Source organism: Legionella sp. 227, assembly GCF_043161935.1.
Classification (GTDB): domain Bacteria; phylum Pseudomonadota; class Gammaproteobacteria; order Legionellales; family Legionellaceae; genus Legionella; species Legionella sheltonii.
The window spans coordinates 74,643-101,033 of the sequence record NZ_CP171155.1; the positions used below are offsets into that span (position 1 = coordinate 74,643).

The following is a 26,391-nucleotide window of genomic DNA, read 5'->3' on the forward strand; positions in this document are numbered from 1 at the left end:
ATAGTAGTACTTCACAAGGATTGTGCCTAGTTGTATTTTCTGATTCTACACACACCACGCAATGTGATTGCTTAAAAAACGTGCACATAACCATATGATTTATATTGAAATAATTCAATACCATTAAAAAACGAGTAATTTAAAGTAAAACACTCATGTATACAATTGTATACATGAAACCCTTGTAAATCAATGGATATCAACTTAAAAATACAGTTGTATACATAAATGATACTATTGTATACTTGTTTTGATTCAATAAATGAGCCTCTCTATGAAAGAAAATGATGTCATTACCTTACGTATTTCAGAATATGAGCGCGAGTACTTAAATAAAATTGCACATCAATTTGAGTTACAAAAACGAGGCTCATCAGACGCATCACCTGCAAAAGCATTAAAATTTCTTTTAGAATTTTGTTTACATAATGAGATTTCACCGCAGAGAAAAAATGAAAATCCATTACAAGATATAAGAAAAATGATTGAACAAATTCATGCATCCATACCCCATTTGATGTATCACAATCATTATCAAAGTTTAGTTATTTCATCCAATATTAATGACGACTCTTTGAAAGAAATAAAACAAAAAACCATCGAATATTTAAACGATAATTTCTCAGGATTTCAGAATAATACTTATAAAGAAGTTCGGTTTAAAATGAACGGAATTGGACTTAAAACAGTCCCTATAGAAGAAGGTGAATCGTTATGGAAATAACTATTGATATTGGCGCAGATACCCTTCATTCGTTGAATAAAATAGCAAAAATGAATAACAACGAATTAAATGTGACTGCAGCAGAAATGCTGTCATTTGGCGCACGTATTTATCTACAATCTTTAGAAAAAAAGACAGATGAATCAACCCAATTATTACTCGAAAATAGTGTTCGCTCCATACAAATTATTACTGAAATTTTATACAGTGTATATAACAAAGATTTGTCTAAAATCGGTGCTTATGATGCAGAAACTGCATTAGCCATGATTGAACGGATGATTCCAAATTTGTTAAAAGGTATTTCTTAAATCTCTCGCTCCATTTCTCGATTAGACTGTGATTTATTAAAAGTACGAGTATTTTCTACAAACTCTTTGTTGTACACACGGTCTTTAATTCCATTAATTAATCCTTGATTGAGTGTTATAAACTCATTATCACTTTGTGCATTAAGTTTGCGTTCTTGCTTTATCAAAGACTGAATTTGTGTATCCCGATTTATTTTTTTTAGCTCCGATTCCTTGTTTTCTAAAGCGCATTGTTTTTTAAATTCCTCGAAACTCAGACATCGGTTTAATTGTTTTTTTAGCTCATCCTTTCCTTCCTTAACAAGAACATCATTTAAATCGGTATTTTCTTTCTTAGGAATCATAATGGATACATGGATACCAGAATCATGTAATCTCTGAGCTGCTTTTATAATCGTATTGGTTTGTTCATTTTTTGCGTATTTATAAGTGTCTTTTCCATCATTATCCAAGCAAATAACCACCTGTTTGGGTGTATTTTTTGGATCAATATTTGAAAAATTTGCTTTACCCAATACAGCATATACACGCGCATGTTCATTGGCTTGAAGTATACTTAATCCTGTCTCAACCCCTTCAGTAAAATAGGCCATATCGCCTTTACCATGGTGATTTAAGTTGACAAAATAATTACTGATTGAACCAAACGTTTGTTTCACAGGCTCACACGACTTATCTTTATGTGCAGAATGAAGATCTAATTTTGTTATCTGAGCATGATGTATATTACCCTGTTCATCTTTACTAAAAGCCAATAACGCGGGAACATGCTTTTGCCCATCATGGGTCTTGGTGTATACCGAATTACAAAACCTTAGATCAGCATGCTCATAATGAGCCAATCCGCGATGGATGATTAAATATTTTTCAGCGATTGTGCCTTTAATAGGTTGTGATTGTTGAAATAGCTTTTGGGCTAATTGACGTTTCCCTTCTTTTACTGACATCTCTTTTTTCTCATTCAATTTTTGTGGTGCTTTACGCTCATATTCAGGGATGTAATGGATGTATTGCGCCGCATGCTCCAAAGTTTCTTTAAAGCCGGATAAACCCTTTTCACGTTCAATGAGATGAAATAAGTTACCGGACTCCCCTGTCTCAAAATGGTGCCAAAGACCTGAATCAAGATCAATTTTCAAACTGCCTTTGGCTCCATATCGATATTCAGACTGCGTTGATAATCGATGATTAGGCTCGCCAAAAAGGCTTTTAACTAAAGAATCAGATACGTTCAATAATCCTTTATACAGTTCATCCGCATTAATAGACGGCTTTTGAGCAGACTCATATTTTTTTGCGGGTCGAGAATCGTTTCTCTGCTCCTTAGCTTCGTCCAGAATGTGTTCTTGAGCACGATCCATTAACTGAGTACTGATTCTTTGCTGTTTCTGTTGCTTCAATCGATAATCCTCTTCGGTCAATACAGCAGAGGTTTTATCCGCATCGCGTTGTTTCAGGGGATCTTCAAGTCTTTTAACCAATCCATCAAAATTATCGGTATAAAAAGTTGCTTGATGGCTGGCACGAGTTGCATCAATTTCATGAGATCGATGGGTGGTTACAACAAGACGGTCCTCCAATTCCAAGGCAATCATGAACTTGGATGTAGCACCCTGACTTGAATAAGCCGTATTCGTATAGGAATAATCCCAATGAAGATCTGATTGTTTTTTTAAATTAAGCGTGACCTGATTTTTACTGTTGCTTAAGCCTACTGTTTCACCAAAAACCTGTGTGACCGTATATTCTTCATTGGCAATAATGCCGCGAACGTCATCATTTCGTTTTAACCGAATCCGATCCCCTGAGGCTAAAGGCCGTTCGTGCAATTTATAAAAGGAAGGCATTGTTTTGGGTAAAATAGAAGCACTGATTGTAAACGCAACCTGCGACTCATCAACACAGAACAATTTATTTGCTTCACTATCAATGGCTTTGACGGTGAAATACTCGTCCTTTTTAGCCACTGAATAGTTTTTACCAAACCGAATGACATCGCCTGGTTCAAAAGAATGTGCTTGTATCTGGTCGGCCTGATCCAGGCTGATTGGAAATAAGCGCTTACACAATATATCTTGACTGTGTAGTTGATGTTGCTTGCGCAAACCATCGCGTAGTAACACTTCAATGGGTGTTCTATCCTCATGCGCATGAGCAACTATTAGCGTATTTTTTTGACACTCATGGGTTCGGCTGAGAAAATCATCAGCGATAGCACGATAAATGGATTTATAGTCCTTCTTTCCTTCCTCATCAGTACAATTAATTTCAACCAGTGATGAATGATTCAATCCCTGTATCGATGTTTTTCGCTGCACATACTCTTCAGGATCGATGTTTTTTATGAGTTCAAAAGCCTTGCTAATTTCTCTACGTGATGCAAACTCCGCTGCTTTTTTTAATTCAGGGTTCGGATTTTGACGCACAATCTCCGTCATAAACGCTGTTTTTTGCGATTGGCTTTTGATAGTGAGCTCGTGAGGAATTCCTGAAGCTAGAGATTGCAACTGCGTAATATCCCCTGTAAACACCATTCGAGATTGAGCGTCAATGCACTTTTGCTGTAAGGCATGGTACTTCTCATTATCAATCATGGAACTCTCATCCACAATGACTAAGTGACTGGCACCCAACCCACCGTCATTGCGTAAAAAACTATCCACGGTTTGTGCCTGGATACCATTTGCATTGAGCTCTTCTACGGCTTTATGCGTCGGTGCAAGTCCAAGGACTTGAAATTGATTGTTTTCAGCAATGTCCTTCACATGCCGCATCATTGTGGTCTTACCAACACCTGCAAGCCCTTGAATGGATACAAACCGGTCGGAAGTGCTCACCACCAACGTGATGGCATCTTTTTGCCCTTGTGTTAAGGTTTCAGGTAAAGACAAAAGCCTTTGCGATGACAACTCAATGGGCTGTACCGTATTCTGCTCTTGGTAATTAGCGCGAAGAATCGCCTCTTCAATATGTAACGCCTCTTTGGTCGTCCAATAGGTATCCATATACACCAGCGACTCGGCCATTCGCGATTTAAGTAATGGGGCAATGTCTTCAAAATCGGCCTCTCCTAATGCATGCATCAACGCATGAGTCATTAAATCACTGTGTTTAAAGGCTGCATTGCGTTCTGTGCATTTCGCAAGCGCATACGTGAGCGCTGTAGCCGCAATGCCCTCTTTGTCTTCCGATTTAAGCTCAAGATGATGAATTAACGAGTTGATTTCTCGCGCCAAAGCCTTATTGGCATAGGCTATATCACGGTAGACTAAATCGGGCTTTTTTTGTTGCACATCATAAGCAGTCCATTTCAATTGCACACTCTCTAAAAAGCGCTGTGCTTTTTGTTCATCATCCGTAAATAAAAGCACCTGTTGTGCGTTTTCACCAATTTCTCCGATGAGATTACGATTGAGCTGGTACGGTCTTGCCGCTATAAACACTTGTGTGGTGTCTGGTTTTATCTCATGCGGTTTTTTACAATAATCATAATCAAAATGATGTTCGGACAACGCTTTATTAGTCAAAAATAAGGTGTTGGACTCATGGCGAACATAAATTCCCTCTTCAGTAATTTTTGACACAACAAACGAACTCTTAGGCGCATATTTAACGCGCTGATGAACTAGGGATTGTTCATTAATTAACCGCTCACCAACAGCGACTTCCAGTATTTTTTCTCGTGATACACGAAAGTCTTCTTTGGTGTTATAAGAAAACAGACTTGTCTTGCCTTGGGCATTTTCTAAATGCAGCCCATTGGTATCAACTTCACACACCTTATAGTGCTTCGGTATTCGCCCTTCATTATAAAACGTAATTTTATCACCCACTTTATAAGAGTGAGCGTATCCTTTTTCCGTTTGTGTCAAGGAAACTGTCGTCAAAACAGAGACCTTTTTCATAAATCTTGATAACTGACCCTGTTGCACCAGCCCTTCTCGTATCTGGCACGTTATGGCCTCTTTTTGTTTGTTATTCAAGGCAACCAGCGCACTTTTTTGCTGTTGTTCTGGAGTCAATTGAAGCCAAGCGGTACTCATGGATTCATTAACTTGTTTTCCAATCGAGAGCTTGAGCTCCCCTTTGATAGGCGCTGTTAACGATTTATACGAATGAATGCCCTGCTCTTTTAAAATCTTAATAGGATTTCCTGCACTAAAGCCTAAGGTTCCTGCCGAGTTATTCAATAAAATGAGTTTGCTTCTGTGTGCTTGAGTAATATCGCTTAACGCAGATAAATCATCAAAAGAAAGTTTTTGTGCATCATGGACAATCACCAAATCTTGCTTTTTTCTCAAAAACGGTGACGATTTGATGTGTTTCCCATAATGATATTGAAACCCAGACACCGTATGTACAATATCGTCTTTAAACAAATTTTTAATCCTGGAAATAAATCCTGTATCCAAATGCTTGATATCTGCTCGAAGTTGCTGCGTTTTTAGGCTACCAGGGTGAAGTACATAAGAATTGAGAAAATGCGCTTCTGCAAGATGCACCATGTCTTGAATCAGCTCTTTCTCGCACCGAAAACCGGCTACATCAATGATTTGAATGCGTTCGTTATTTTTAAATACTGAAGATGTGAGCCCGTGATTTGGTACGGACAACGAAAAACTTACTTTTAACTCGTTGGTAGTTTTTGCAATAAACTCCTTCTCGCGGGCAAGAAGAGGCGCCGTTGTATAATATTCCAAGGGTTTCCCCTGGAGTGTCCTTGCCGCCAAAAGCGATTCAATTTCCCGCTCAATGTCCTCATGCCCCACAAGACCTGCTGAAAAAGTCATGGCCTGGCGTACCAAAGCCCCATGCTGGATTTGCGTAGAATATTCGGACAAATGAGCTAGCGCATCATTCACGGCTTTTTGCGCATCAGGGCTTAAAGGTGTAGTGTGAGTGCTTTTAACCGCTCCTCGTCCGTTATTTAATTTGGAATCCTGGATTATCGCCCTCAAATCAATACCAAGCTCTTTAATTTCGTCTACCCACTGCTGATGCAGCGTTTGACTGTTTATTTCAGTTTTGGGGTTGCGCGTTGATAAATTAGATTTTTCAGCAGCCTTCGCACTACTTGTGCCACGTTCCTTCATATCATCAAGAATCTGTACGCGCCTTTTGGACGTAGCAGTAATAGCCTCATCACTAATACCTACAACCTCAAAATTACCGTACCTGTCTTTAATGCGAATATCGTAGCCCAGCTCCTTAACTTTTTTCGCTAAAGAGGACATGTATACCAATCCCAAATAATGTTGATTAGAATAAATTAATTCACGAAAACCATGATCCAGATGTTCTTTATCATTTTTTGCTCGTGACGATAAAGAACGCCATAATCCATCCGAACGTTCGGTCATGTTGAGTATGGGTACATGCGTGTGCAAATCGGGATCTAATTCACGAGAGGTTGTATGGACAAACATGGCTGCTACTAAATTACGGGTTTTTTCAAAGGTGGTTTCGCCATTAAATGTAATGCGTGCTTCTGCTGCCAGCTGCTCAATCCGACCAAAGGTAATGTTCACGGCTTCTTGATGGGCTTGAAGCAAGCGCGCGTCCTGCCCCACCAGGGCTAAAATGGATACAGACTTAGGCGCTGATAAAGTCACATCGGTTCCAGGACGATGCAGACGTTCTCCTTTATCAATAATACCCAGCAATTGCCCACTGGGTAATTGTCCGTCTAGTAACTGCAAAAATTGCGAAGGCTCAATTTGACCGGACAGCTGTAACTTTTGTGCACCATTCCCTATCCATCGTGACAGACTATTAAGCGAATCTCGATCGCTTAAATAATAATTATCTTGATTGGTGTAATAATGCACCGCGTCTTTAGCTGCACTTATTTTATTTAAGGTCAACATAATACCTCCCTGGATGACTTAAAAAATTTCTTTTATAACAATGGACGCCTCACGCAACTCAATAGCATCGGTGTCGTTTTTGTTAGCTGCAGCTTGGTCTTTGGGTTCCGCATAAAGTGATTCAGGAGGTACTAAATCCTTATCCGATACCTCATGCGCCAATGTTTCAAATTGATGGATTTTTTTAACGTCGTCATTTCTTTGAGGGTTATTCTGCACCATTAACGCGCGGTGATTTACTTTTTCCAATGCATCAAAATTGATGGTTCGCTCAATAAGCGGTACGCAAATTTCTTTACGCTCAATGTATTTGTTTTTCAAGCGGGTAATGGGATGGTTTCCTACCAAACGAACATAGCATTCCATGTCATCAAGAGTCATAATATCGCCCTCTTCGACCGTATTTCGCTTGGTGCGTTGCGAACCCACCGTATTACCATCACGAACAGAATCAGGACCATAAGACTGACTTTCTTTCATTTCATTAATCACTTGTGGACCTAAGTCCTCGGAAACCCACTTAGCCACTTTCGATTTTGGACTCCTAAAATAAATGGATGTATTGAGTAGATCCGCAATGGCTCCGGCCTCATGGGTTCCATAGATAAAATCTAATTGCGCAATGGATTGAATGCCAATGGCAACACACCCTCCAAATTTACGAATGTCTGCCAGAGTGTCTGAAATGGTTTCTAAACGATGCAGGCTTGCTAATTCATCCATGACAAGCCATATACGCCCTTTATTATTAGCCACCAAGGATTGCACCCCTTGCATAGCTAGTCCTAACCACAGAGAAATTAAAGGCTTTATCTCTTTATGGTATTTGGAGCGTGAGGTAATAAATAACCACCCTTTATTGTATTTTTTAGAATCGGTTGTATTTTCAATCCATTCTTTAATCGAAAAGTCTTCTTTACCCGACTTCTCAAGTCCCTCAAGAAAGCGAAGCGCCTTGGTATAGGTTGCCAACACGGATTTAATGGAAATGGCCGTTTTTTCAATTTCCTTACTCACCAGATTTTCAGATTCAGTCCCTTTGAGAATGTTCCTGATTTCCTCCAATGAGGTGGTGAGTAATAACTGCAGAAGAAACACCGGATCTTTTTCTACATAATCCCTGATTTTCCACGCCATCGAGGTAAAAATGGTTCTTGCTGAGTCAACCCAAAACGGATCGCTACCTTGAACTGATTTAGGAATTAAATACGTGGCAAAGGAACCAAACTCCAACGGATTGGCGCATTCTCGCCACATTTTCCAATTGGCACATAATTCTGAAATGGGATTGAGTTCAACATCAATGCGCTCATCAAAGAAATAAGGTTTGATGGTACATTCTTTATCATAAATGATTGCCGGCTCGCCCAGCGCCCTAATTTGCTCCAACAGCATCATCATGGCTTGCGTTTTTCCAGCCCCCGTTGTGCCATGAAACAACATCCCTTGTTTTTCAGAATACTTAGGCATAGGTAGGCGATTCAAAAGTTTAATTTCTGAAGCACCACGTTGTGATTCATTGACCGATTTGATGGTTTCTTTAGGCGAAGACGCTAAGCGCGTACCAGAAACAAATTGATCTTTGGTGTATTTTTCACCTAACTTAATAAAGAAACGGGAAAACAACTGCGTAATCAACAAATACACCGCTCCACCAAAAAATAAAGAAACTTGCGCTTTTCTCCAAAGAGCGTCCTGTGCCTGCTGCACGGATGCTTGAATAAGGGGACTTTTTTGATAAAAAAGCGCTGTAATTTTACTCCCATTCAGATTGGTCCATAACACATACTCCCCATAATGGAATTTAACCAAGAACCTTGAAATGTGGTTAAGCACCACCAGCTTCAATTCAGACGATGCATAAAACGCCATAATCAGCGAAAAAAGCACGACAAAACCTAAGACAGCCCAGTGAAAAATACGTTGACTTACCTGAATCATCATTTTTGTTTTATAGTCAAAAATCTGACCGCCACTCATAAATTGCCACATATTTTGCAAGGAGCTTTGTTTCATGATTTTAAATCCATCGGTTTGACCACTCTTCTTGAAGAAGCCAATGCACTGGGCGCACACGTAAGCGCGAGTTTTTGCTTATTCATAACGCCCTTCCTTAAACCCGCGATCATTGTCTACATAATCTTTTTTTTGTTTTGCTTGGCGATTCGCTAAATCCGCTTCAGATGCCTTAATCTCCTGTTGGGTACTGCTCTCTTGGTGTTGATAGGCCTTCGATAAATCCTCTCGATTATCCATACGCAGATCGTGCGCTTGCTGGATGGTGTTGTCTTGCACCTGGCTTAAATGTCTCTCTTGCGATTTATTTAAAACGCCTCCAGCACCATCCTGATGAGCTTGGTTGATGAGTGCTTTTTGATGAGCAGTCATCGAAGCACGTTGCGCTTCAAATTGACTTCTCACTTGATCAGATGATGAGTGGATCATACGGCTTACTTGCGCTGTTACTGCCGATTGCCCTTGGGAAGATCTCATAAACTGATCAGCCAACTGTTGTTGCGTGTCTAAGCTCGAAGCGTCTGTCCCCATCAATGCTTTTTCAGCTTGCACCCCATGATGCTGCACCGCCCAATCGTGAAACGCTTGATCCAATACTCTATCCATCCCGTCGGAGTGCTCTTTCACACGATTAGCCATGTGCTGATAATGTTCTCCCTTACTGTATTCTGCTGAGGCCATATCGGATAAAGCATGTCCTTGAGATAGGTTGGCTGCGATTTGTTCCGATTTCGACAAGTTAAACGAATCATTGGCATCCATGTGGTGCGTCTTAGCTGTAGACTCCATGTGGTTCAATGCGCTAGAGAATGATTGACCTTCACTGGAGTTAAAAAAGGCTTGAACCGAGTTAGAAGCAGACAAACCTGTTTTCAAACTCGTGCTCGCCTCCCCAGAAATACCCGTTACTGCGTGGGCGAACGATCCAAATACCCCTTTGCGTGTATCAATCCTGGCCGAAACCGCCGCATCCCACGACACTTGTCCTGATTTGTCATGATGCTGATTGTATTGGTTAACCGCGTCTTGCATTTGACGAACATCTTGATTCAACGCATTACTGAGCGTTCTATTAATACCCGTTCCTTCCCGTACCTCACTGGCATCGCTTTCATTAAATTGAGAGAGTCCACTCAAGGCTTGTTGATAATGAGAGTCTGCACTGGTTCGATGCGATTGGGCATTCTGGAACGATTGGCTTGCACTGTCTTGCAATGAGGCACTGATTCGGTCGGATGCGTGTAATCGCGTTGCCATCTGACTCATTGCAGACTGTGCATTAATCACGCGCGACCCATCCAATCCTTGCGAAAGCAAGGCACCATTATCCGTTTGAACAGTAGCCCGCCCTTCCATATGCTGATAATTGGTATCCCATTTATTCGCATGCGTGTTGTTGTAGTTCATGTTCCAACCACTGTAAGACGCCATGGAGATATTTCCTTGCGTGGCCGATTGAGCCTCTCCTGTAGATAACGATTGCGCCATTCCTCCTAGATGTTGAGACGCAGCACTTAATAAATTAGGTAAGCCTTTGGCAATAAAAAGGGAAATCACTGGAACACTAATAGCCAAGCCCCCTGCCGTATACGCAAAGCTACTTTGAATACTGGCGATGGAATCAATGGTTGAAAAAGTAACCCCACCATTTTTAGAACCAAATAAAGTCAGTGTGGTAGAGGAAGCTAAGGACACAAAAAAATGAATAATGATAAACATCGGAGGCCAAGACCATAAAAACACTTGGGTTTGCATGTAGATCATGTATACCCCATGCATGGCGGGAACCAGCGCTAACAACATCACTAAAGGAAAAATACACAGAGTCAACATCCAAAAGACGGTCATATAATAAGGAAGCCGATACCCTGCAAGCCAAAAACTGTTCGCTTCAGCCACATGCATTTTTTGCAAACTGGAACTGTTGGTGTAATTCATCAGCTCCGCATCCGCACCAGCAAAAGCAAAGGCATCAAGGGCTGATTCTCGGGTGGCATTGATTAAAATATTTTGTGTGAGTACTTGGGCTGCATCTTTGGACACGTTCATAAAATAGGAATGAGCTGCCGCCAAACCATCACTAAACTTCTCCTTGTCGCCCTTGGTCATAATATTGGATAAATGAACGAGTTGTTTTTCTATTCCCTCATTAAGTTCTGGTTTTAAACGTGCTGCAGCCTCAATACAGCTCAAATTAGACCCATCATGAAATAAGACACGATAAATGGGAGATGGATGCTCAAAATATAGCCGAATTAAATCAGAACTGTTCTTCATCTCATTGGGTGCAATTTGCTGACTCCCCAAAAGTTTGGCTGAAAAAATGCATTGCCTAATGTAGGTGGATAAATCACGAGAGAGCTCAGGCGACAAAGACAAATTAGAACTGGTGGACGCTAAGAAGGTACGTGAACCAAACAACATGCCAGTTCGGGTGTAATCTAAATCCTGCGGCATATGAAACACGTCACTAAATACTTGAGTAATCCCATACCCAATGCCACTAATAAGTGCCGCAGGAAGACCAACGCCTAAAGGAACATGATCTACGGTTAGTGCAGGTCCCGCTGAATCCGCTGTTTGCATGTCAATGATAGCTACCGGCGTTTTGATTCCTAAAATACAGAACAAAAAGACAAACGTGCACAAAACATAACGACTAATGGCTTGAATCCTTTTACCACTCACGTATTGAAACCCGACAATGCCTACCGCAAGAATACTCACTATGTCCTGAGCCGATTTGTAGGTTGACGTGCCAAGCAGCGTGACCATGGCATCCAGTACTGTTTTTAGATACTCTCCATTTTGAGGCGTATAAATGGTTAAAAGACTCATTGCGCGTCTCCATAATAGGCTGTTCTTAAAGTGGGTGTTAATGCACTTAATGCTTGTTTGACGTTGTTGCGAATTAATTCATTCGTCTGTAACGCTGCATTAAACCGCTCACGGCTCTCCGTACTAAAACGTGCTACAAACTGTTGTGCTAGTTGCAGGTTTTTGTATAACCGCTCTTCATTGTGAGCACCCAGTTCTTTTCCTGAGAGAGAGGCACGAATAATATCGAGGGAATTGGAAAGGTATTGTGCTAAAAGGTCCGTTGCCACACTTTGAGCCAACTCATAACTGCCTTGAATACCCGTGTTTTGTTGCGCATTGGCAGAAATAAGATTAAAAACGGCAGGTTGTGTTAATTCAATCAGTCCCTTTTGCTTATCGGATAACTCTTTGCCCATTTTAATGTTGTCATAAATTCCCTGCAGTAATTCCTGGACTTGAGCCACCAAAGCTTTTTTGGCACTGATTTCTTGTGTGCTTGTGGCATCAATGGATAAGCAATGCGACTGTGGCCCTGTATCAGTACAGTGGTAACTAGGTAACTTTCCTCCATACAACAAGGCCTTAATAAAATCTTGATTGGTTGCAAGTGAGGGGTAAGTCATTAACGCCCCTTTCGCGTTAAAGACAATGGTTCCTGAAATGGACATGTACACTTCGGCTAATTTAGGATCTTGTGCAATAAACTGATTAATTTGTAAGGAGTCCCAAACAATATTGGTGTTAATTAACACACGGTCTTTGTATTCAGGATTATTTTTAGCCTCAGCTAATATGGAATCGGCTTCACCACCTGTGGAACATTTCTGACGTGCCATGGCCCAATCCGTAAAGGTTCCTTTGTGGCGACCTAAATCTTCGCAAAGACGCTGTTGTGCCGCCCTATTTCGCGGCCACACCGCAGCACTTAAATTTTCACCCATTTCACAGGAATTAAAATTGGTGCCATTAATTTCATTCGCCAGTTTTTGCATAAACTGCATCGCATGTGCAATTTCAGGCAATTCTGTTTCTAAGGCCAGGTTTAATGCGTAGCCTGCTCCTCCTGATAAAATATTTTGCATGAACTTCACAATCTGATCCGACTTGATGAAGGAAAAACCGCCTGCGAAGAGATCGATACCGCCACAACCAGAACGCATCCCAGGCACATCCACATGCGCAAGGCGGATGGTACGTACTTGATTACGGGCATATACAGAACCAAGAGCCGCGAAACCCGCCGCTTGTGTTTGATAGGCATGCGATCCCGTCACATTGGCATCAAACCCCAAATTATTAAAAAAATGGGATAAATCAGATTCTGCATTCGCAAAGAGCTGACTGGTCCCTAACAACAAAAAAGCGGCAACGGTTTTTTTAAACATAGTCATCTCGCGAAGTTGTGAATCTACTCATCATGAAATTTTTCCTCCAAATGCGTCATCAGTTCATCCACGCGGTTTGCAAGTTGTGCAGGCTCTGCCTCACCAAACAACACGGCATACGCTTGATTGGTAGGACGATTCACGAGATACAGGGCTGGCACTACGGGCTTGTATTCACCAGACACATATAGGGTTTGAAACAGTTCGGGTGTTAAATTGGCTGAATCAAATCCATCCAAAGACTCTCCATCCAAACTGTAAGCCTCTACAGGGATATGAAAACTGGATGCAAAATCACGAAGTATGGGCGCAAATTGATGACAATGAGGGCATGTGGAGCGGTATATAAAAATAAAGTAATGTTGTTCCGAAAGCGCATTGATTCTTTTGTTCTTGGTACGCGCCATTTCCTGTTGCTCTTGTTTTTTATTTAAGAGCTGGGTTAATTCATTCAGTGCTACATTCGCAAACGCCTCTGTGCTGAGAAGGAATAGCACGATTAAAAAGAACCTTTTTTTCATTCATTCACTCCTTCATAACTAAACCGTTTAAACTGCGTCATCACATCAAAAATGCGCTCTCTCAACTCTTCTAAAGATAAAAACCCATAAGACACTGGCGACATCTTGTTACTCTTTAAATCCACAAAATAAAGAGCGGGCATGTACTTCGCCTCAAGTGCTACTTGTTTTTGAACCATTTCCAGAGGAATTGATTTAGGATTAGGAAGTCCATCAATGAGTTGGCCATCCGTACTGACTGAAATCATGGAAAAACCATATTCTTTAATAAAGGGAAGCAAATGCATGACCATTTTTTGTGAAATGGAGCTCGTGCCACGATAAAATAAGATAAAGCCGAAACGCGCACTGCTTTCATGAATGACTTTGTTGATTAATACTTTTTGTGCATCATTGCGTACTGCAATCGCTGAGTTATCGGTTGGAAAATTAAGCGTGCTATCCAATTCAGGATGGACTAATAAGACTTGTTGCCAATAGCGTACAAATTGCTGGTTATTTTTTGAATAATCCATCTGCGCCTTCATGTATTCATGTGTTGAATCAAATGAAGGAGAGAGCAACGCCTCGGCCAACTTATTCAGTGTGGCCTGACGTTTATCCATTAAGCGCTCATAAGGGGATTTCGCAACGGTTGCAGGTCGTGGCTGCACTATTTTTTTAATCGGTTTGGGCGCCTCTTCAACGCTATACCAATGAAATCCTTTTGCATGCTCCTGCACAATGTCTGCATGAAGCGATGCCACGAACAGTCCCCATACTATCAGCATCAACAGGCGGCTCATAATTCACCTGCCTTTTTTTGCATTCGCAGAGCTACTTCATCAATGGATTTTTTAGGATCTTGAGATTTGATCTTTAGATCGCCTGCAATCCCTGCCGCTTTATTGGGTGTCCCATGACCAAAAGGATAGATGGGCTCAACAAAATCAACCCGACCCAAATCCATCTTCTGCAGTTCCGCAACACTCATTCCTGAACAGGTTGGATGCTCTGCATCACCCAAACCATGACCATTAATTTGTATAAGGCGAGCCTCCTGGATAATTCGCGCCATTTTGCTTGGAAAGACGCAGTAAGAGCGTTTGTGTTCTAAACAAACCCCAGCCACTTTTTCACTACAAAACTCACCTAGATAATGCGCAACATAATTTAACTTAGCTTTTCCTAGCGCTTTGTCTTCCTCACGACAATGAACTAAGTCAATGTCTTTTCCCCATCCTTTATCATGACAGCAATCAATAATATCTAAGGGCCATATTTTGCATTGCACTGCCTGTCCGCCAAAAAGAGATGCATTGGACTGTTGACTTAATTCATGCCCCGCTTCCCCCACAACCGCTAAAGAAGAAACGCTTTGCCCAAAATCACTGTTTTGGGTTTGGGAATGCTCTGTACAGTCACCATCGGCACAAAATAAGTCTTTAATGCATTCGATAGGTGCTTCACACACATTTTCCTGACAGCTGTACGTTTGCTTATACAGGGCACAAGCCTGCTTATCAAAACGAGCACACTCAGAGCCTGTTTGAAAACACCCTTTGTTTTTCTGTACGATGCATTCATCAGCGGCGCTACTGGAACAGGAGTACGTCAGTTCGTTTGCCCAACAAGCGCGTGATACAGGAAGGCCATCAATTACTTTAGGTGATTGAGTATCCGTGCATTGTTCTTTTTTTACTCGACACAGCGAGCCCTTATTTTCAAAGCTCGTGCAATTACTGTCCCAATACTCTTGGCTAATATAGGGTTTGGAGTGTGCTGTGACCGTCAAAGCAACTTGAATGGGATAGATTCGGCCCCATCCTTTATTAATATAAAAGGTCAACAACCCATTATTAGCGCACGTTGGGGTGCCAATCACCTGAACCCAATAAGCATTCGCACCATTATTTCGTATCGAATGAATAGTGGCACTCATTCCATCACAAGGATGCTTCATCCGAATGGGATAAGGAACCGAGCCCGCCACGGCATTAGTGATTGCTCCAGTCACCAAATTCACACTAATCACTCCGGTCCATTTTTTAGCGACCGAAAACGAAAAATCAGCGCGTTGCACCACTTTTTCAGAATCCACCAGCACCTTAAGGTGCTTGGTGCACGTTTGATCGGGTAATAAACGAGAGCTAAAGCATTGTTCTTCATGCGTCTTCATCGTGCAGACAGGCTTTTGATTTGAGCATTGAACGCGATCATTGGAAAGACCGTGCGTAATCGCATAACTTTCATCCTGAATCAATTGGGATTGAGCCAATACGGAATTGGCAAGATTGAGTTCAAATTGGTTTGTTCCAAAATGATCAATGACTGTTTGGGCACCAGGATCATTTTTAATCGCCGCTTGAGCTTGACTGGATAAATCCGTTTGTTCCTTTTGAACCCCTTGATAATACCCTTCTTGTTCAGGGTGCTCTGTGTACTGTTCAAAAAGAGCATGGGGATCAAACCCGTGCATGGCATCTTTAGGTTGGGCGTTTAACGATTTGGCGTAATTATTAAAGGTTTTAAAATCCGTTCCTGTTTGATTCGCAAAACATCCCATAGAGAGTAATGTCATAAACACAACCCACTTAGACATGAGCGTTCTCCAAAAGCGCCTGCGCCACCTCGTTTGCACTGTCACCTTTCTGTGCAATGAGTTGTAAACTGTTTTTTATAGATGCATTGCCATACACCACATCATAAGTCTGTTCGGGACAAAGTAATTGCTGTCCACAGGAGCTCGGCCTTTTGCTCACAACAAGTGCAGGCACCGCAGTGATATGAAACTGTTCAAACCATAGAGGATCAATCGATACCCCATTAAACGCCCATTTGGACTCCTTGGCCTTAGCATGAAGCTTGGAAAACGCTGTTATGGTTTTTTTAAAATCCCCCTCAATCAGACCATTAATCACAACTGGAATTTTATAAGAAGCCGCCTCATTGCTCAGTGAAAACAACAAGGGCTCTGGCATGGAAAAAGAAACAAATAATACGGCTCCATCAACCGTTTGGCCTTTTTGAGCAACGGGCACTTCTTGACGTGAACGTTCAATAATCTGATCAATCAAGGTCTTATTTTGGGCACTTGATTGATTGGATGTCGCATTCCAATGAGCCAACGTGACCTGGCTTACTGAATCCTGCGCAGCCTTCCCCATTGTCGATGCCGCATTAATAAAATCATTCACATTGGCATGGCTTGCCGTGACTAAAAACAGGCTACTTAAAAAAATTCCAAATGCATTCATGATTCATCCCCATCATTTAAAGAAAACAACAGTTTCTTTTCTTCCAAATCAAAAACCCAAAATTGTCTCCATCACCTGGATAGGTGTGCCCTGCTTCCCACCCAATCACCGATTGCCCAAACGGATGGCATTGACGCGCTTCAGGCAAAGTATTCACCAACTGATAACGATAACGGTCTTTGGGCATAATGCTCGATGCATAGGTATGACATACAGCAGGCCAATCTTGGCCTATTGAATCGCGAATCGCAGGTGTCGGTGGTCGATGCAATTTAAAGTCAACGCGTTCTGCAAGTAAGGCTGCGGTACTTATAGGACTTGCTTGATGCGCAACAAACCCCGTTAATGGATACGTAGAGCCTTGGGCACCTTGACACCAAAAAAGACTGTTCACGGCAGTGCCTGCAAGTGCTTTGGTCGCATCAAAGGCACAAGAAGCTCTTGCAGGCGGGGAGGTAAATAAAACGGCTTCAGGATTTAGAACAAAGGCCAGTTCTGAATCATTCCAAGTGGGGTCTAACTCCGACGGATATAAGATGTCAAAATCTTCAGTTTCCATACACCCTAAGGACGTTAACACTTGCAACCAATAGACCAGAGGGTATTTGTACCAATGAACGTAATAAAACGCACCGCGTCCATCCGTCTCCGGCATTTGTGAGCCCCCGAACCCTTTTTTAGTGACATTCAGTTGCACTCCTAAATTGACCATGCACCATGGTTTAGGAGTTACATCAACCAAGGCCGCTGGTTCCCAATAACCAATAGTGACGCCTAAGCGTTCTCCAATGGGTGTAGGGCATAAACACAAAGGATTACCTGGATTTTTTGTATCAGGATAACTGCTTTTAACCACCTCACTACTGCCAATGGTGAGTGGAAACAAACAATTCCAGCAGACATCGGTAATTGGATTGACGAAGTGCCCTTTACACTGCGAGGCATAGATGCCGCTAAGCGGGCTCAGTAAAAAAAGCAGTGCTATTAGGGAAATGAATCGACGCATCATAGTAATCCACCAATAATTTGCAGACGATTGCGTCTTCTCATTGCAAAGCTTAAGAAAAAAACAACACCCAAAATAATTAATGAATGATTCAATGCTCTTAGCGATTCGGCATGCTGGATTAAGAGTGCTGGGAGCAAAATCCAGGTCATATGGACTAAAATTTCTATATAAAAAGTAACCTTATTCCAATCAAAGATTCGGTATTGATGGTTTGCTGTTCCCTCACAAAATGAAAGGCAGGAAGACAGGGATAAATAAATTCCAATCACAACACCCGCTACAGCTAAGTAAGCAGGCCATGAGTTTACGTTTAATTCATGAAGTAACTCATGAGGATGTTGAGAAAAAATGAAGGTGAGAATTAATCCAATAAACAGATGATAAATCCCATACACGCTAAGCGAACCAATGCCTTTGGTTATTTTAATCACTGTTTTTTTATTCATAGTACCTACTCCTATTTGTGTAGCTCGTGTTGCCCAATTTCTTGAATACGCCAAACCAATCCCTTCTGGCTGACTATTGAAGGCACATGCTTTAAGTGAAAATAACGACTCAAGCGCCCTTCCAAATCAAAATAAATCGAACCCAAAGCTTCAGAGGCTTCCTTAACATCCCCTCCGGTTAAAATAAATTTCACCTGATCAAAATGCTTATAATGCGCTTTGGCCCAGGCAAGTTGCTTCGGATCATCAGCATCGAAGAAAAACAGCGTTTTAGAAAAGGACACGCGTTCAAAAGGATTAAGGTGTGCCCCTTTCTTCGCAATCATCGCCCCATCATGGGTATAAAGCGTATGATTCACGACGATACTTGGATCTAATTCATGCGTTTTAGGAGTGTTCGTCGTAGGTAAATGAAGAGGTTTTGGTCTTCTCACGTGCTCCTCTACTCGCGCCACCATGTGTTGCTGATGCTGTTTCAGGGCGCCTGTTTGCTCTAAGCGATGCAGCTTCGCCATGATGACCTGGCGGATGTCCTGCTCAATAACAGGAAAAAGCTGGCCGTAATTGCCTAAGTTTTTGGCATATGCCGGAGCTCCGTTCATTAAGAGTGCTGCAATCAAACCCGCTACTTTCTTCATAATGCACCCAACTGTTCCAAGGTTGCTGCAATCACCTCATCCGTCACATCGAAGGGTCCACTGGAGATCACTGTTGCGGTGATTAAGGTCACATGATGAGAAGCCCCATACTGAGACAAGGTCTGAGGCAACAACGACGAATACTGCTTTAACACCCTCTTTTGTTCTTGTTCTGATAAGTTACTTTGGCTCAATAAAACTGCCGGCTGATTCAGTAAGCGCTGCATATCCACTACAGCAATCGGTGTGGTCTTGTGCATGCTCCATAACACCATGCCAGACAAAACCAAACCCGCTAGAATTAAGAGTTGGGCTTTATAATTACGCAGCATCGGCAAGACCTCCCTCTACCAACACACTTTTGGATAAACCATAATGTTTGTTGGCTACCAACATGGCTGCATGAATATACGAGCGCCCTTGTGCGATATAATCCATTACTGCCTGATAATCGCGACCATCGGAAGACAATAGGACCCGTGTAAACGGATCAACAAAAAGTCGATTAAACGAAGAAATACCGTCTGCACGAATCAGAACTTGTGAAAATCCAGCCTCCTTCGCTTTAGGAAATGAAGAAAGTAATTTAAATTCAAAATCAGAAAACGTGTTATGTTCTTGTTGGTGTTTGGCCAGCGAATCTGCATCTTGAAGAAAAATGAGTTTGATTGCAGAATTTTCCCAAGCAGCACGTGCTTCAGGAAAGGCGTAATAATCATCGATACCTTGCGTAATCGTCACAAAAGAAGCATTATGCCGCCGTCCTGTACGAAAACCTCGGTTAATGAAATTAACTGCAATTTGATCACCAGAGAATAAGGACCAGGCTTCATCAATGATGCACATTTTTTGACGGCTGCGATCAGAATTAAACATACGGCCTTGAAACTGAGACAAAATAGACAGTAATACAGGCGCACGAATGTGTTCATCGTCCTCAATTTCTTTTAAATCCACGACAATAATGCGTGCATCAGGCGCTAATTTAGATGGCGCATTAAAGACCGTCCCATGCTCTGAATGAGTACAATAAGGATCAAGATTTTTCGCCAGAATTTTTCCTGTAGGGTATTTTTCTCGGTCGTTCTGATGCAATTCCAGAAGCTTAGACTGCACATGATCAATTAAAGTGGTTTGTTGATGCTCAAAAAACGCCTGCAGTATTGCCTCTCGTAACGTTCCTCGGGAATCATCACTGGCCCCATCCTTAGAGCACGCTAATAATTGAAATAAAGAAAGAATATGCTGTATTTCTTTGCCAATGTTGGTGACATGGGTAAAGGGGTTCATTGCCAAATTGGAGTATTCCAGATAAACACCACCTAAGGCATGGCATAACTTCTTATAACTTCCCCCTACATCGACAATAAAGAGATCCCCTCCGTTAAACAGCACGTTGAGCATTAGCATTTGAATGAAAAAACTTTTACCTCCACCGGACGTGCCGGTCACAGAAATGTTGTAATTCGTGCCCAACTTACCCGAGAACGGATCGATACAGGAAAATTGGTTGCGTAGTGTCGGCAATAAAATGCCCCGCCCAGTCCCCGCCCAATCCGAAAGAATGGGCATGTATTGAGTCGCATTCCATGAGGAAATAGGCCACATCATCGTGGGTAGCTGAAATCCCTTTTGGAGATGATTCGTAAATAAAAAAGGGAGGGTTGCCAAAAAATAGGGGGATTGCATCCTACGGCTTAAAGCAAGCTTAATACCATTGTAGGCAAAGCATGTACGCGCCGCTTCTATATCGCGGGCATATTCGGAGCGTCTGGAAAATAGCACGACGTTATACAGCATCTTACAAGAGCGGGTCTTTCCGGAAGCCAAATCATCACGAAAATGACGCCATTCACGCGCTTTTTTTTCGGTACCTGCAACATGCAGCGCATAATCGCCCTTCGCTTTTTTATCCAAATCACTGGTCTTGCGATTCGCACGCCCCTGCGCTTTGTTTTGCTCGTCAACCAGGTAGGTAACAGAAATAATGTGATTACAGGGAATGCTTTGCTCTGGGTGAAAAATATTGGCGCTGTTATTAATATTGTCCCAAAGATGGTATTCACCTGGCAAGCCATCAATGGTCATCACGGAAGCCACGGTTTCAAAAGCCACTCCTTGATTATTAACCCCACTAAAAAGCAGGCCTTCTTTGGCTACCTCTATATCAAAATCACGGCCAACCACCTGATGTTTAATTAATTGTGTCGGATCATAAGAAGAGGATTTTGGGTAAATATTATCGGGTTCATGAGCCAGATAAAAATGAAGTAAGCGTAATAACTCTTCAGCATTACAGGTTCTAAAACCAATTTTGGCTGATATGAGCGAGGCTTCAAAAGCAATACGAAATTGAGCAAAGTGGGCTTTAACGTCTTCCTCGTTTTTTCCATTGATTTTATCAACTACGACATAACATTCGGTTTGTGTAATCCTAGGATTGACATTGGTATTGGTTTTAAATCCATGAACTGCGGCCTCACCATAAAACGAACGAAGGCTTTTACCCATCACACTTAACTGCTCAAAATCGTGAGTCATGAACTGATTTGAAAAAGCATCCAGCTCAGGTCCCACTTGATTGTGTTTGACTAAGATGAGCTGTAAGCTAAATTCATCAGAAACCTTCGTTCTTAAAATCGAATCCAACTGCTCTGCAATTTTTTCATTCGCGCCGGTTAACGGTGTGATGCGATACAATAAGCCTGAGTTCCAGCGATTAATAAATAAGTGCGATTCCTCATCATAATAATGATAAGGAAGTTCCTTACAAAAAAGAGGGTATTGGTGATCGCCAACATTTAAGGCATTTTGGGAAGACGACTCCTCCTCCCCTTCAACCAAATAGTCATCGATTGAATCCCTAAAACCCTGGACGTATTTTTTTAGTGTTGCGAACATAGGTAATCCTAAAAAAGTTCCGTTTCATTTATTTTGAGTAGGTGCTGCAGCCTACACATTGCTCTTGTTGCACGTATTGCCCATCCGGTGTAAATCGCCGTGCATCCACCATACGATTCACCTGCTCCATGCTTTGGCACCCACCACGCTCGACAAAAGGACAGCGAACATCTTGATGATCAAAAATGGATCGTGAACACCCCGTAAGCGTCACTGCCGAACAACAACAGAGCAAAACAAGCCATGCTTTAACCATGTACGTCTCCTGTAGGATTAACGGTTGAAAAGAGGGGTTGATTGGGCATCCCATTCTGATTTAAAAATTGCTGTGCCGTTTGCGTATCGGATTGAAACGGGGATTGCGGCGTTGAAGGCTCTCCACTCCTACTCTCCCCTGCTTCACCACCTGCTCGGCTAATGGTTGTTGTAATCGCAGCTTCATTTTGAGCCGATTGATTATCAATGGATTTACCCGATTCAAAGGATTGGTGCGCCCTATCAATCCAAAAACCTTTAGTAAACATGATGGACACACGTCTTCCTGCACGCGCCACCACCAGAGGGTGATAAATATCGGCGATTTTCATAATGTAATCGGAGATTTTATTGGCCGGATTACTTACCGCTCCTCCTGCTGCTGATTGCATGAGGGTGGAGGCCTGACCATAAGTCGTAATGGTGCCCGCACCTGGATTAATGGTCTGAGCCGTATTGAGGTTTTTAAGCCCATCCCCAAAGCCTGCTAAAATCCCTGCAGCCGCACTGTATTCTAAAAGAGGTTTGGTTTTTAAAATGGACGTACCGCGTAAGTCTTGCATCGCATCCAAGTCATACACTGCCCCATACACCTTTTGCTCAAAACTTAAATTAGGTTTCGCACACGAGAGGGTTTCAAGGTGCATCACTACCGCATCATCAGACAAATCACCATACGTAGAGACAATAGCCAGACAGCCATTAAGGCGTGAATGACGGTTGTTGGGCATAATTCCATTAGAATCCAAGCGAATCAGTGCCGTTCCCATATTTTTAGCACCATTAATCCCAGCATCCCCTTTTGCCCCGCTGAGTAAAAATCCTTCAGCATGGGTTCCTGCCCATACGTAATTATCTGGTGTACGCTCTTCTTTTTGCTGACGGCGGTAATTAAAATGAACCGTTTCAAGGCCTGCTTTGCCATAATAAGCTTTTTCATCCAAAATCCGTTGTTTATGACGGGCCTCTATTTCTTCACGCGTAGGCGGTCTTGCGACCACCGCCGCTAAACTGGTTTGTGAATTTTTAAGAAGCGCCACCTGTAGTTTTCCGTTGATTTCTTTATTTTCAAGCGCAAGCTGCTCTAATTGTTTTTGCATGGCGCTTAATAAAGCTTGGTTTTCGGAAACCAGATCGTCTGATTTATTAGGTGTGCTCTTTTTATTTTTTTCTACCAAGGCTTTGAGTGCATCAATTTGGCGTTGTTGTTTTTCAAGTACGGCCTCATCACTTAATTTACTAAAGGCGCTGTCTAATACCCCATCAAACACAGGCTTTTTATTTGCAGGAAGCCTAGATTGTGGCTTTGACGAATAAAAATAGAATCCATAACACAGTCCACCAAGCAGTAGAAAAACCAAGCCATTACGAAGCTGCTCCATTTTGGCACTTTGATTAAGATTGGCTTTTTTACTTTTATTCATTAACTTTTTAAACGGTTTCATCATGACACGCTTCCTTATTACCCGATGTTGGATTGTTCACGGTAAATGCCATAAAAATAGGCGGTTTGACTGGGTTGCAACATTTTTTCGGACAACTCCATCGTTATCAGTTTGGAGTGTTCGAATAATGTTGGCGTTAATTCCATGGGTTTACTGGATTGATTTTCGATGCGATATACATAGCCCGAAGACTCTTTGCCTCGGTATTGTTTCACCAGGGTTACTTTTAACTGTTTATTTAGACGGAAAGTTGCGGGTTTAATCCCCACTTCTTGAAAACCAGAAGGTGTGGTTCCCTCCATAAGCGCTGTCATTAAATCACTTTGTTGGTATTGGCTCTGCTCTTGCACCTTAGCATAATCAAACCCTTTTAATTTTTTAGATACCAATTTAATGGTCTTACCTAAATCCTCAGTGGGAGATACAGTGGCTGAGAAATGATGATTCAGATTTGTTGTGAAATAGACGGTTAACGGAATATGCGCTAAGGGCTTTAAAACCACAGCACCATCTAAATCATTCTCAGATTCTTTGCTTTGCTCTACAATAAAGGAGTGCTCAGGGAAGCTGACTTTAACTATTCGTTCACCTTCTACATCAATGCGATTAAAGTTAAGCGAAGACAAAGACAGCGTAAATCGCTCTCCTTCTTCAAATTTAAGCGTGGCTGCCGTATTGCCTGCATGCAGTGAGGTAGCAAACACGCTACTTAACACGAGGATTTGAAGTGCGTTCATTGACGGATCTCCTTAATAGTCTTAGGCCACATCATCCCGTTAAAGTGCGCAAACTGGACTAAATACACTTTCTTTTGTGGTTTCACTTCAAGACCATGACTGGTTCGATTTAACGTTCCATCTACCTTGGCTTGCAGAGTGGATTCATCAATGTGAATGTTCTTTTCATAAAACACGGAACTAATATTTTTTTCTTTCACCACTAAAGACTCTGAGTCCAGAATGGTTTTGAATGCCTCTTGATGAGACGCAGGAATTAAATGGACTAATGAAGCAAATCGAGCTGCTACCGTGTCTGGATTGTAGGTTAATCGTAATTGAAGGACCTTTTTAGTCATGTCTTTAATATAAGAAGGTGAAAAGGAGGAGTTACTCAAGAAGTAACCATCCTCAGTACAGATGGGCAACCAATGAGTTTCTTTGTTATTAACAACATGAACACAAAGCCCACCCAAAATGAACACCGCAATGGTGGATGTGACTGCCCAAGCCAATGTCAGATGAAGCAATACTTTATTTTTTGAAAGCACATTGTCACGAAATACACGATTCATAAACTCACCCCACGTAGATTCGATGCGCGGAATTAGGGAATGACCTAAAAATAAGCGTCGTCATGGCATGCGGTAAGGACCAATAAATAATGCCTAATAAAACCCGTAAAGGCAGCCCACCAAACTGAACATGCATGATTAAACTTAAAACGGCCCCAATCACAAAAAGCTGCGGTGCATAACCAATTAGTAATCCAATACCCGTGAGCAAATACACGGGTAATCCAGTGGTCAAAGGAATCCCTGCTATGCGTGGTTCCTCTGACAACATAAATGTGGAATAGTTATGCGACATAACTTAAACCCCAATGCGTGAAGATCATGAGTAAAGGCAATCCCACAAACACCCAAGGACTTTTGGTTTTCATCCAGGTAACGCCCGCCACCAGCGTTTCTCCTGCATACAAATACCCAGGCAAATCCGAATTCTTACCGAAGGTTGCACTGACGTCGCTTTTGACCCCACTCAAATAATTTTGACCTTCTGCATGACCTATATTGGTAAGGCATAAAACAATAAGCCAACTTAATACCAGCAAGGGCAGAGACCACCTCATAAATTCATAGAGCTTGATACTGCTCTTTCTGATTACTGCACTTACATTCATAATGCTCTCCTTTAGTTTGATGAACGCTGATTGAGTGAATCTAATTCGTGAATTAAATGATTGATTTTTTGTGTAAAAGGTCGTGTCATTGATGAGAAATAAGGACAATCGTTATAATTAGATGCAACGCGTGCTAATGTTCTATTCGCAAAATCGAGATTATCCCGTGCAAGTTCCATGCGTTCGCCTCGAATTAAGGAGGCAGACTGCTCCACCATGCTTCCTGAATAACCTACATCGATTGTGCAATACTCTTTGAGGTTGGCTTTTGCCAATTGGCTCAAACTAGCTCCCAAAAATTGGCACTCTGAAGCCAACTCCTCTTTATCCAGAGAGGCCGAAAACACGGCTCCCGATAAAAGCAAGGTGCTTAGGAATACTGATGATTTTTTAAGCTTCATTTGTTTCATTTTTAATAAATCTCCTTTTTTTGGGTAAAGAAATCCCCTGAGACTAAATTAATGCTCATTTTTTATTCTTTCCTACTTAATGAATAATATTTTTTTGTAGCTTTAAAAGGATTGCTTATCCATCCATAGCAACTCCTTTATTGGGCGTATTCTTGCGTAATAATTGATTGTTTTTTTGCATTTCCATTAGAAGGCGTGACAGAATTTGGTTTGTAGAATTAATCTCATTGAATAGCATTACAAACTCCGCTGTTTTTGCTATATCAGGAAGCTCTGTGTTCATTGAAAGCAAAAGAGCATAAAGACCGCCACCTTTAAGAATCTTGTTAAAAGTGTCGACTCCTCTCTGAGCAGTCATTTTATTATAAGTTAAGGAGAAGAGATGAGTCTTCCGATTGTTTTCCAGCGTTGATTCAGTCTCAGCAAAAGCAGCCCCATTCATGACTATTAGCACTGTGGATAGCATGAGTGTTTTTATTATATTCATTAGTGATCCCTTTTATATCCT

Annotated in this window: 23 protein-coding genes; 2 read left to right on the top strand and 21 right to left on the bottom strand. The window is 41.7% G+C overall.

Features of this window, described 5'->3' with window-relative positions; all coding sequences use genetic code 11:
* The first annotated feature begins 274 nt into the window (after positions 1 to 274).
* Together ACF8MK_RS17295 and ACF8MK_RS17300 are read left to right on the top strand one after the other, a co-directional pair.
* The gene (locus tag ACF8MK_RS17295) at positions 275 to 724 is read left to right on the top strand and encodes a hypothetical protein (RefSeq protein WP_058478555.1); all 450 of its coding nucleotides are present in this window, start codon (positions 275 to 277) and stop codon (positions 722 to 724) included.
* The gene (locus ACF8MK_RS17300; RefSeq protein WP_058478554.1) at positions 715 to 1,035 is read left to right on the top strand and encodes a hypothetical protein; all 321 of its coding nucleotides are present in this window, start codon (positions 715 to 717) and stop codon (positions 1,033 to 1,035) included. Before ACF8MK_RS17295 ends, ACF8MK_RS17300 begins: the two co-directional genes overlap by 10 nt.
* Here ACF8MK_RS17300 and traI read toward each other — a convergent pair.
* The 21 genes from traI to ACF8MK_RS17405 form a co-directional block, all read right to left on the bottom strand.
* Positions 1,032 to 6,902 carry a conjugative transfer relaxase/helicase TraI gene (gene traI / locus ACF8MK_RS17305; protein ID WP_058478553.1) on the bottom strand — a complete coding sequence of 1,957 codons (5,871 nt, stop codon included), beginning with the start codon at positions 6,900 to 6,902 and terminating at the stop codon, positions 1,032 to 1,034. The two genes, ACF8MK_RS17300 and traI, sit on opposite strands and share 4 nt — an antisense overlap.
* 18 nt (positions 6,903 to 6,920) lie before the next feature.
* A complete protein-coding gene (gene traD / locus ACF8MK_RS17310; protein WP_058478552.1) occupies positions 6,921 to 8,918 on the bottom strand; it encodes a type IV conjugative transfer system coupling protein TraD in 1,998 nt (665 codons plus the stop codon).
* A gap of 78 nt (positions 8,919 to 8,996) precedes the next feature.
* Positions 8,997 to 11,756 (bottom strand): conjugal transfer protein TraG N-terminal domain-containing protein, encoded by a 2,760-nt coding sequence (locus ACF8MK_RS17315; RefSeq protein WP_058478551.1) that lies wholly within the window; start codon positions 11,754 to 11,756, stop codon positions 8,997 to 8,999.
* Positions 11,753 to 13,123, bottom strand: coding sequence for a conjugal transfer protein TraH (locus tag ACF8MK_RS17320; protein WP_238585458.1), 1,371 nt, complete (start codon positions 13,121 to 13,123; stop codon positions 11,753 to 11,755). The genes ACF8MK_RS17315 and ACF8MK_RS17320 overlap by 4 nt, the downstream gene beginning before the upstream one ends.
* A gap of 23 nt (positions 13,124 to 13,146) precedes the next feature.
* Positions 13,147 to 13,644 (bottom strand): type-F conjugative transfer system pilin assembly thiol-disulfide isomerase TrbB, encoded by a 498-nt coding sequence (trbB, locus tag ACF8MK_RS17325; protein ID WP_058478549.1) that lies wholly within the window; start codon positions 13,642 to 13,644, stop codon positions 13,147 to 13,149.
* A complete protein-coding gene (gene traF, locus ACF8MK_RS17330; RefSeq protein WP_238585457.1) occupies positions 13,641 to 14,390 on the bottom strand; it encodes a type-F conjugative transfer system pilin assembly protein TraF in 750 nt (249 codons plus the stop codon). Before traF ends, trbB begins: the two co-directional genes overlap by 4 nt.
* 35 nt (positions 14,391 to 14,425) lie before the next feature.
* On the bottom strand, positions 14,426 to 16,225 hold the full coding sequence (gene traN, locus ACF8MK_RS17335) for a type-F conjugative transfer system mating-pair stabilization protein TraN (protein WP_058478547.1): 1,800 nt from the start codon (positions 16,223 to 16,225) through the stop codon (positions 14,426 to 14,428).
* Complete coding sequence (gene trbC / locus ACF8MK_RS17340; protein WP_058478546.1) at positions 16,218 to 16,880, bottom strand: type-F conjugative transfer system pilin assembly protein TrbC; 663 nt, start codon at positions 16,878 to 16,880, stop codon at positions 16,218 to 16,220. Before trbC ends, traN begins: the two co-directional genes overlap by 8 nt.
* Before the next feature lie 16 nt (positions 16,881 to 16,896).
* Positions 16,897 to 17,886: a conjugal transfer pilus assembly protein TraU gene (traU, locus tag ACF8MK_RS17345; protein WP_058478646.1), complete on the bottom strand. Its 990-nt coding sequence runs from the start codon at positions 17,884 to 17,886 to the stop codon at positions 16,897 to 16,899.
* On the bottom strand, positions 17,886 to 18,335 hold the full coding sequence (locus tag ACF8MK_RS17350) for a hypothetical protein (RefSeq protein WP_058478545.1): 450 nt from the start codon (positions 18,333 to 18,335) through the stop codon (positions 17,886 to 17,888). Before ACF8MK_RS17350 ends, traU begins: the two co-directional genes overlap by 1 nt.
* An 11-nt stretch (positions 18,336 to 18,346) precedes the next feature.
* Positions 18,347 to 18,973, bottom strand: coding sequence for a type-F conjugative transfer system protein TraW (gene traW / locus ACF8MK_RS17355; protein WP_058478544.1), 627 nt, complete (start codon positions 18,971 to 18,973; stop codon positions 18,347 to 18,349).
* A complete protein-coding gene (trbI, locus tag ACF8MK_RS17360) occupies positions 18,970 to 19,305 on the bottom strand; it encodes a type-F conjugative transfer system protein TrbI (protein ID WP_058478543.1) in 336 nt (111 codons plus the stop codon). The genes traW and trbI overlap by 4 nt, the downstream gene beginning before the upstream one ends.
* Positions 19,295 to 21,874, bottom strand: a complete 2,580-nt coding sequence (gene traC / locus ACF8MK_RS17365; RefSeq protein ID WP_058478542.1) for a type IV secretion system protein TraC — start codon at positions 21,872 to 21,874, stop codon at positions 19,295 to 19,297. Before traC ends, trbI begins: the two co-directional genes overlap by 11 nt.
* A 28-nt stretch (positions 21,875 to 21,902) precedes the next feature.
* The gene (locus ACF8MK_RS17370) at positions 21,903 to 22,130 is read right to left on the bottom strand and encodes a hypothetical protein (protein ID WP_058478541.1); all 228 of its coding nucleotides are present in this window, start codon (positions 22,128 to 22,130) and stop codon (positions 21,903 to 21,905) included.
* Positions 22,123 to 23,577, bottom strand: a complete 1,455-nt coding sequence (locus ACF8MK_RS17375; RefSeq protein WP_058478540.1) for a TrbI/VirB10 family protein — start codon at positions 23,575 to 23,577, stop codon at positions 22,123 to 22,125. Before ACF8MK_RS17375 ends, ACF8MK_RS17370 begins: the two co-directional genes overlap by 8 nt.
* A 14-nt stretch (positions 23,578 to 23,591) precedes the next feature.
* Entirely contained in the window at positions 23,592 to 24,311 is a 720-nt protein-coding gene (gene traK, locus ACF8MK_RS17380; RefSeq protein ID WP_058478539.1) for a type-F conjugative transfer system secretin TraK, read from the bottom strand.
* On the bottom strand, positions 24,308 to 24,865 hold the full coding sequence (locus ACF8MK_RS17385) for a TraE/TraK family type IV conjugative transfer system protein (protein WP_058478538.1): 558 nt from the start codon (positions 24,863 to 24,865) through the stop codon (positions 24,308 to 24,310). The genes traK and ACF8MK_RS17385 overlap by 4 nt, the downstream gene beginning before the upstream one ends.
* Before the next feature lie 4 nt (positions 24,866 to 24,869).
* Positions 24,870 to 25,160: a type IV conjugative transfer system protein TraL gene (traL, locus tag ACF8MK_RS17390; protein ID WP_058460907.1), complete on the bottom strand. Its 291-nt coding sequence runs from the start codon at positions 25,158 to 25,160 to the stop codon at positions 24,870 to 24,872.
* Positions 25,150 to 25,473 carry a type IV conjugative transfer system pilin TraA gene (locus ACF8MK_RS17395; RefSeq protein ID WP_010655325.1) on the bottom strand — a complete coding sequence of 108 codons (324 nt, stop codon included), beginning with the start codon at positions 25,471 to 25,473 and terminating at the stop codon, positions 25,150 to 25,152. The genes traL and ACF8MK_RS17395 overlap by 11 nt, the downstream gene beginning before the upstream one ends.
* A gap of 11 nt (positions 25,474 to 25,484) precedes the next feature.
* On the bottom strand, positions 25,485 to 25,883 hold the full coding sequence (locus ACF8MK_RS17400) for a hypothetical protein (RefSeq protein WP_058478537.1): 399 nt from the start codon (positions 25,881 to 25,883) through the stop codon (positions 25,485 to 25,487).
* 115 nt (positions 25,884 to 25,998) lie between these two features.
* A complete protein-coding gene (locus ACF8MK_RS17405; RefSeq protein WP_058478536.1) occupies positions 25,999 to 26,370 on the bottom strand; it encodes a hypothetical protein in 372 nt (123 codons plus the stop codon).
* Positions 26,371 to 26,391: the final 21 nt, after the last annotated feature.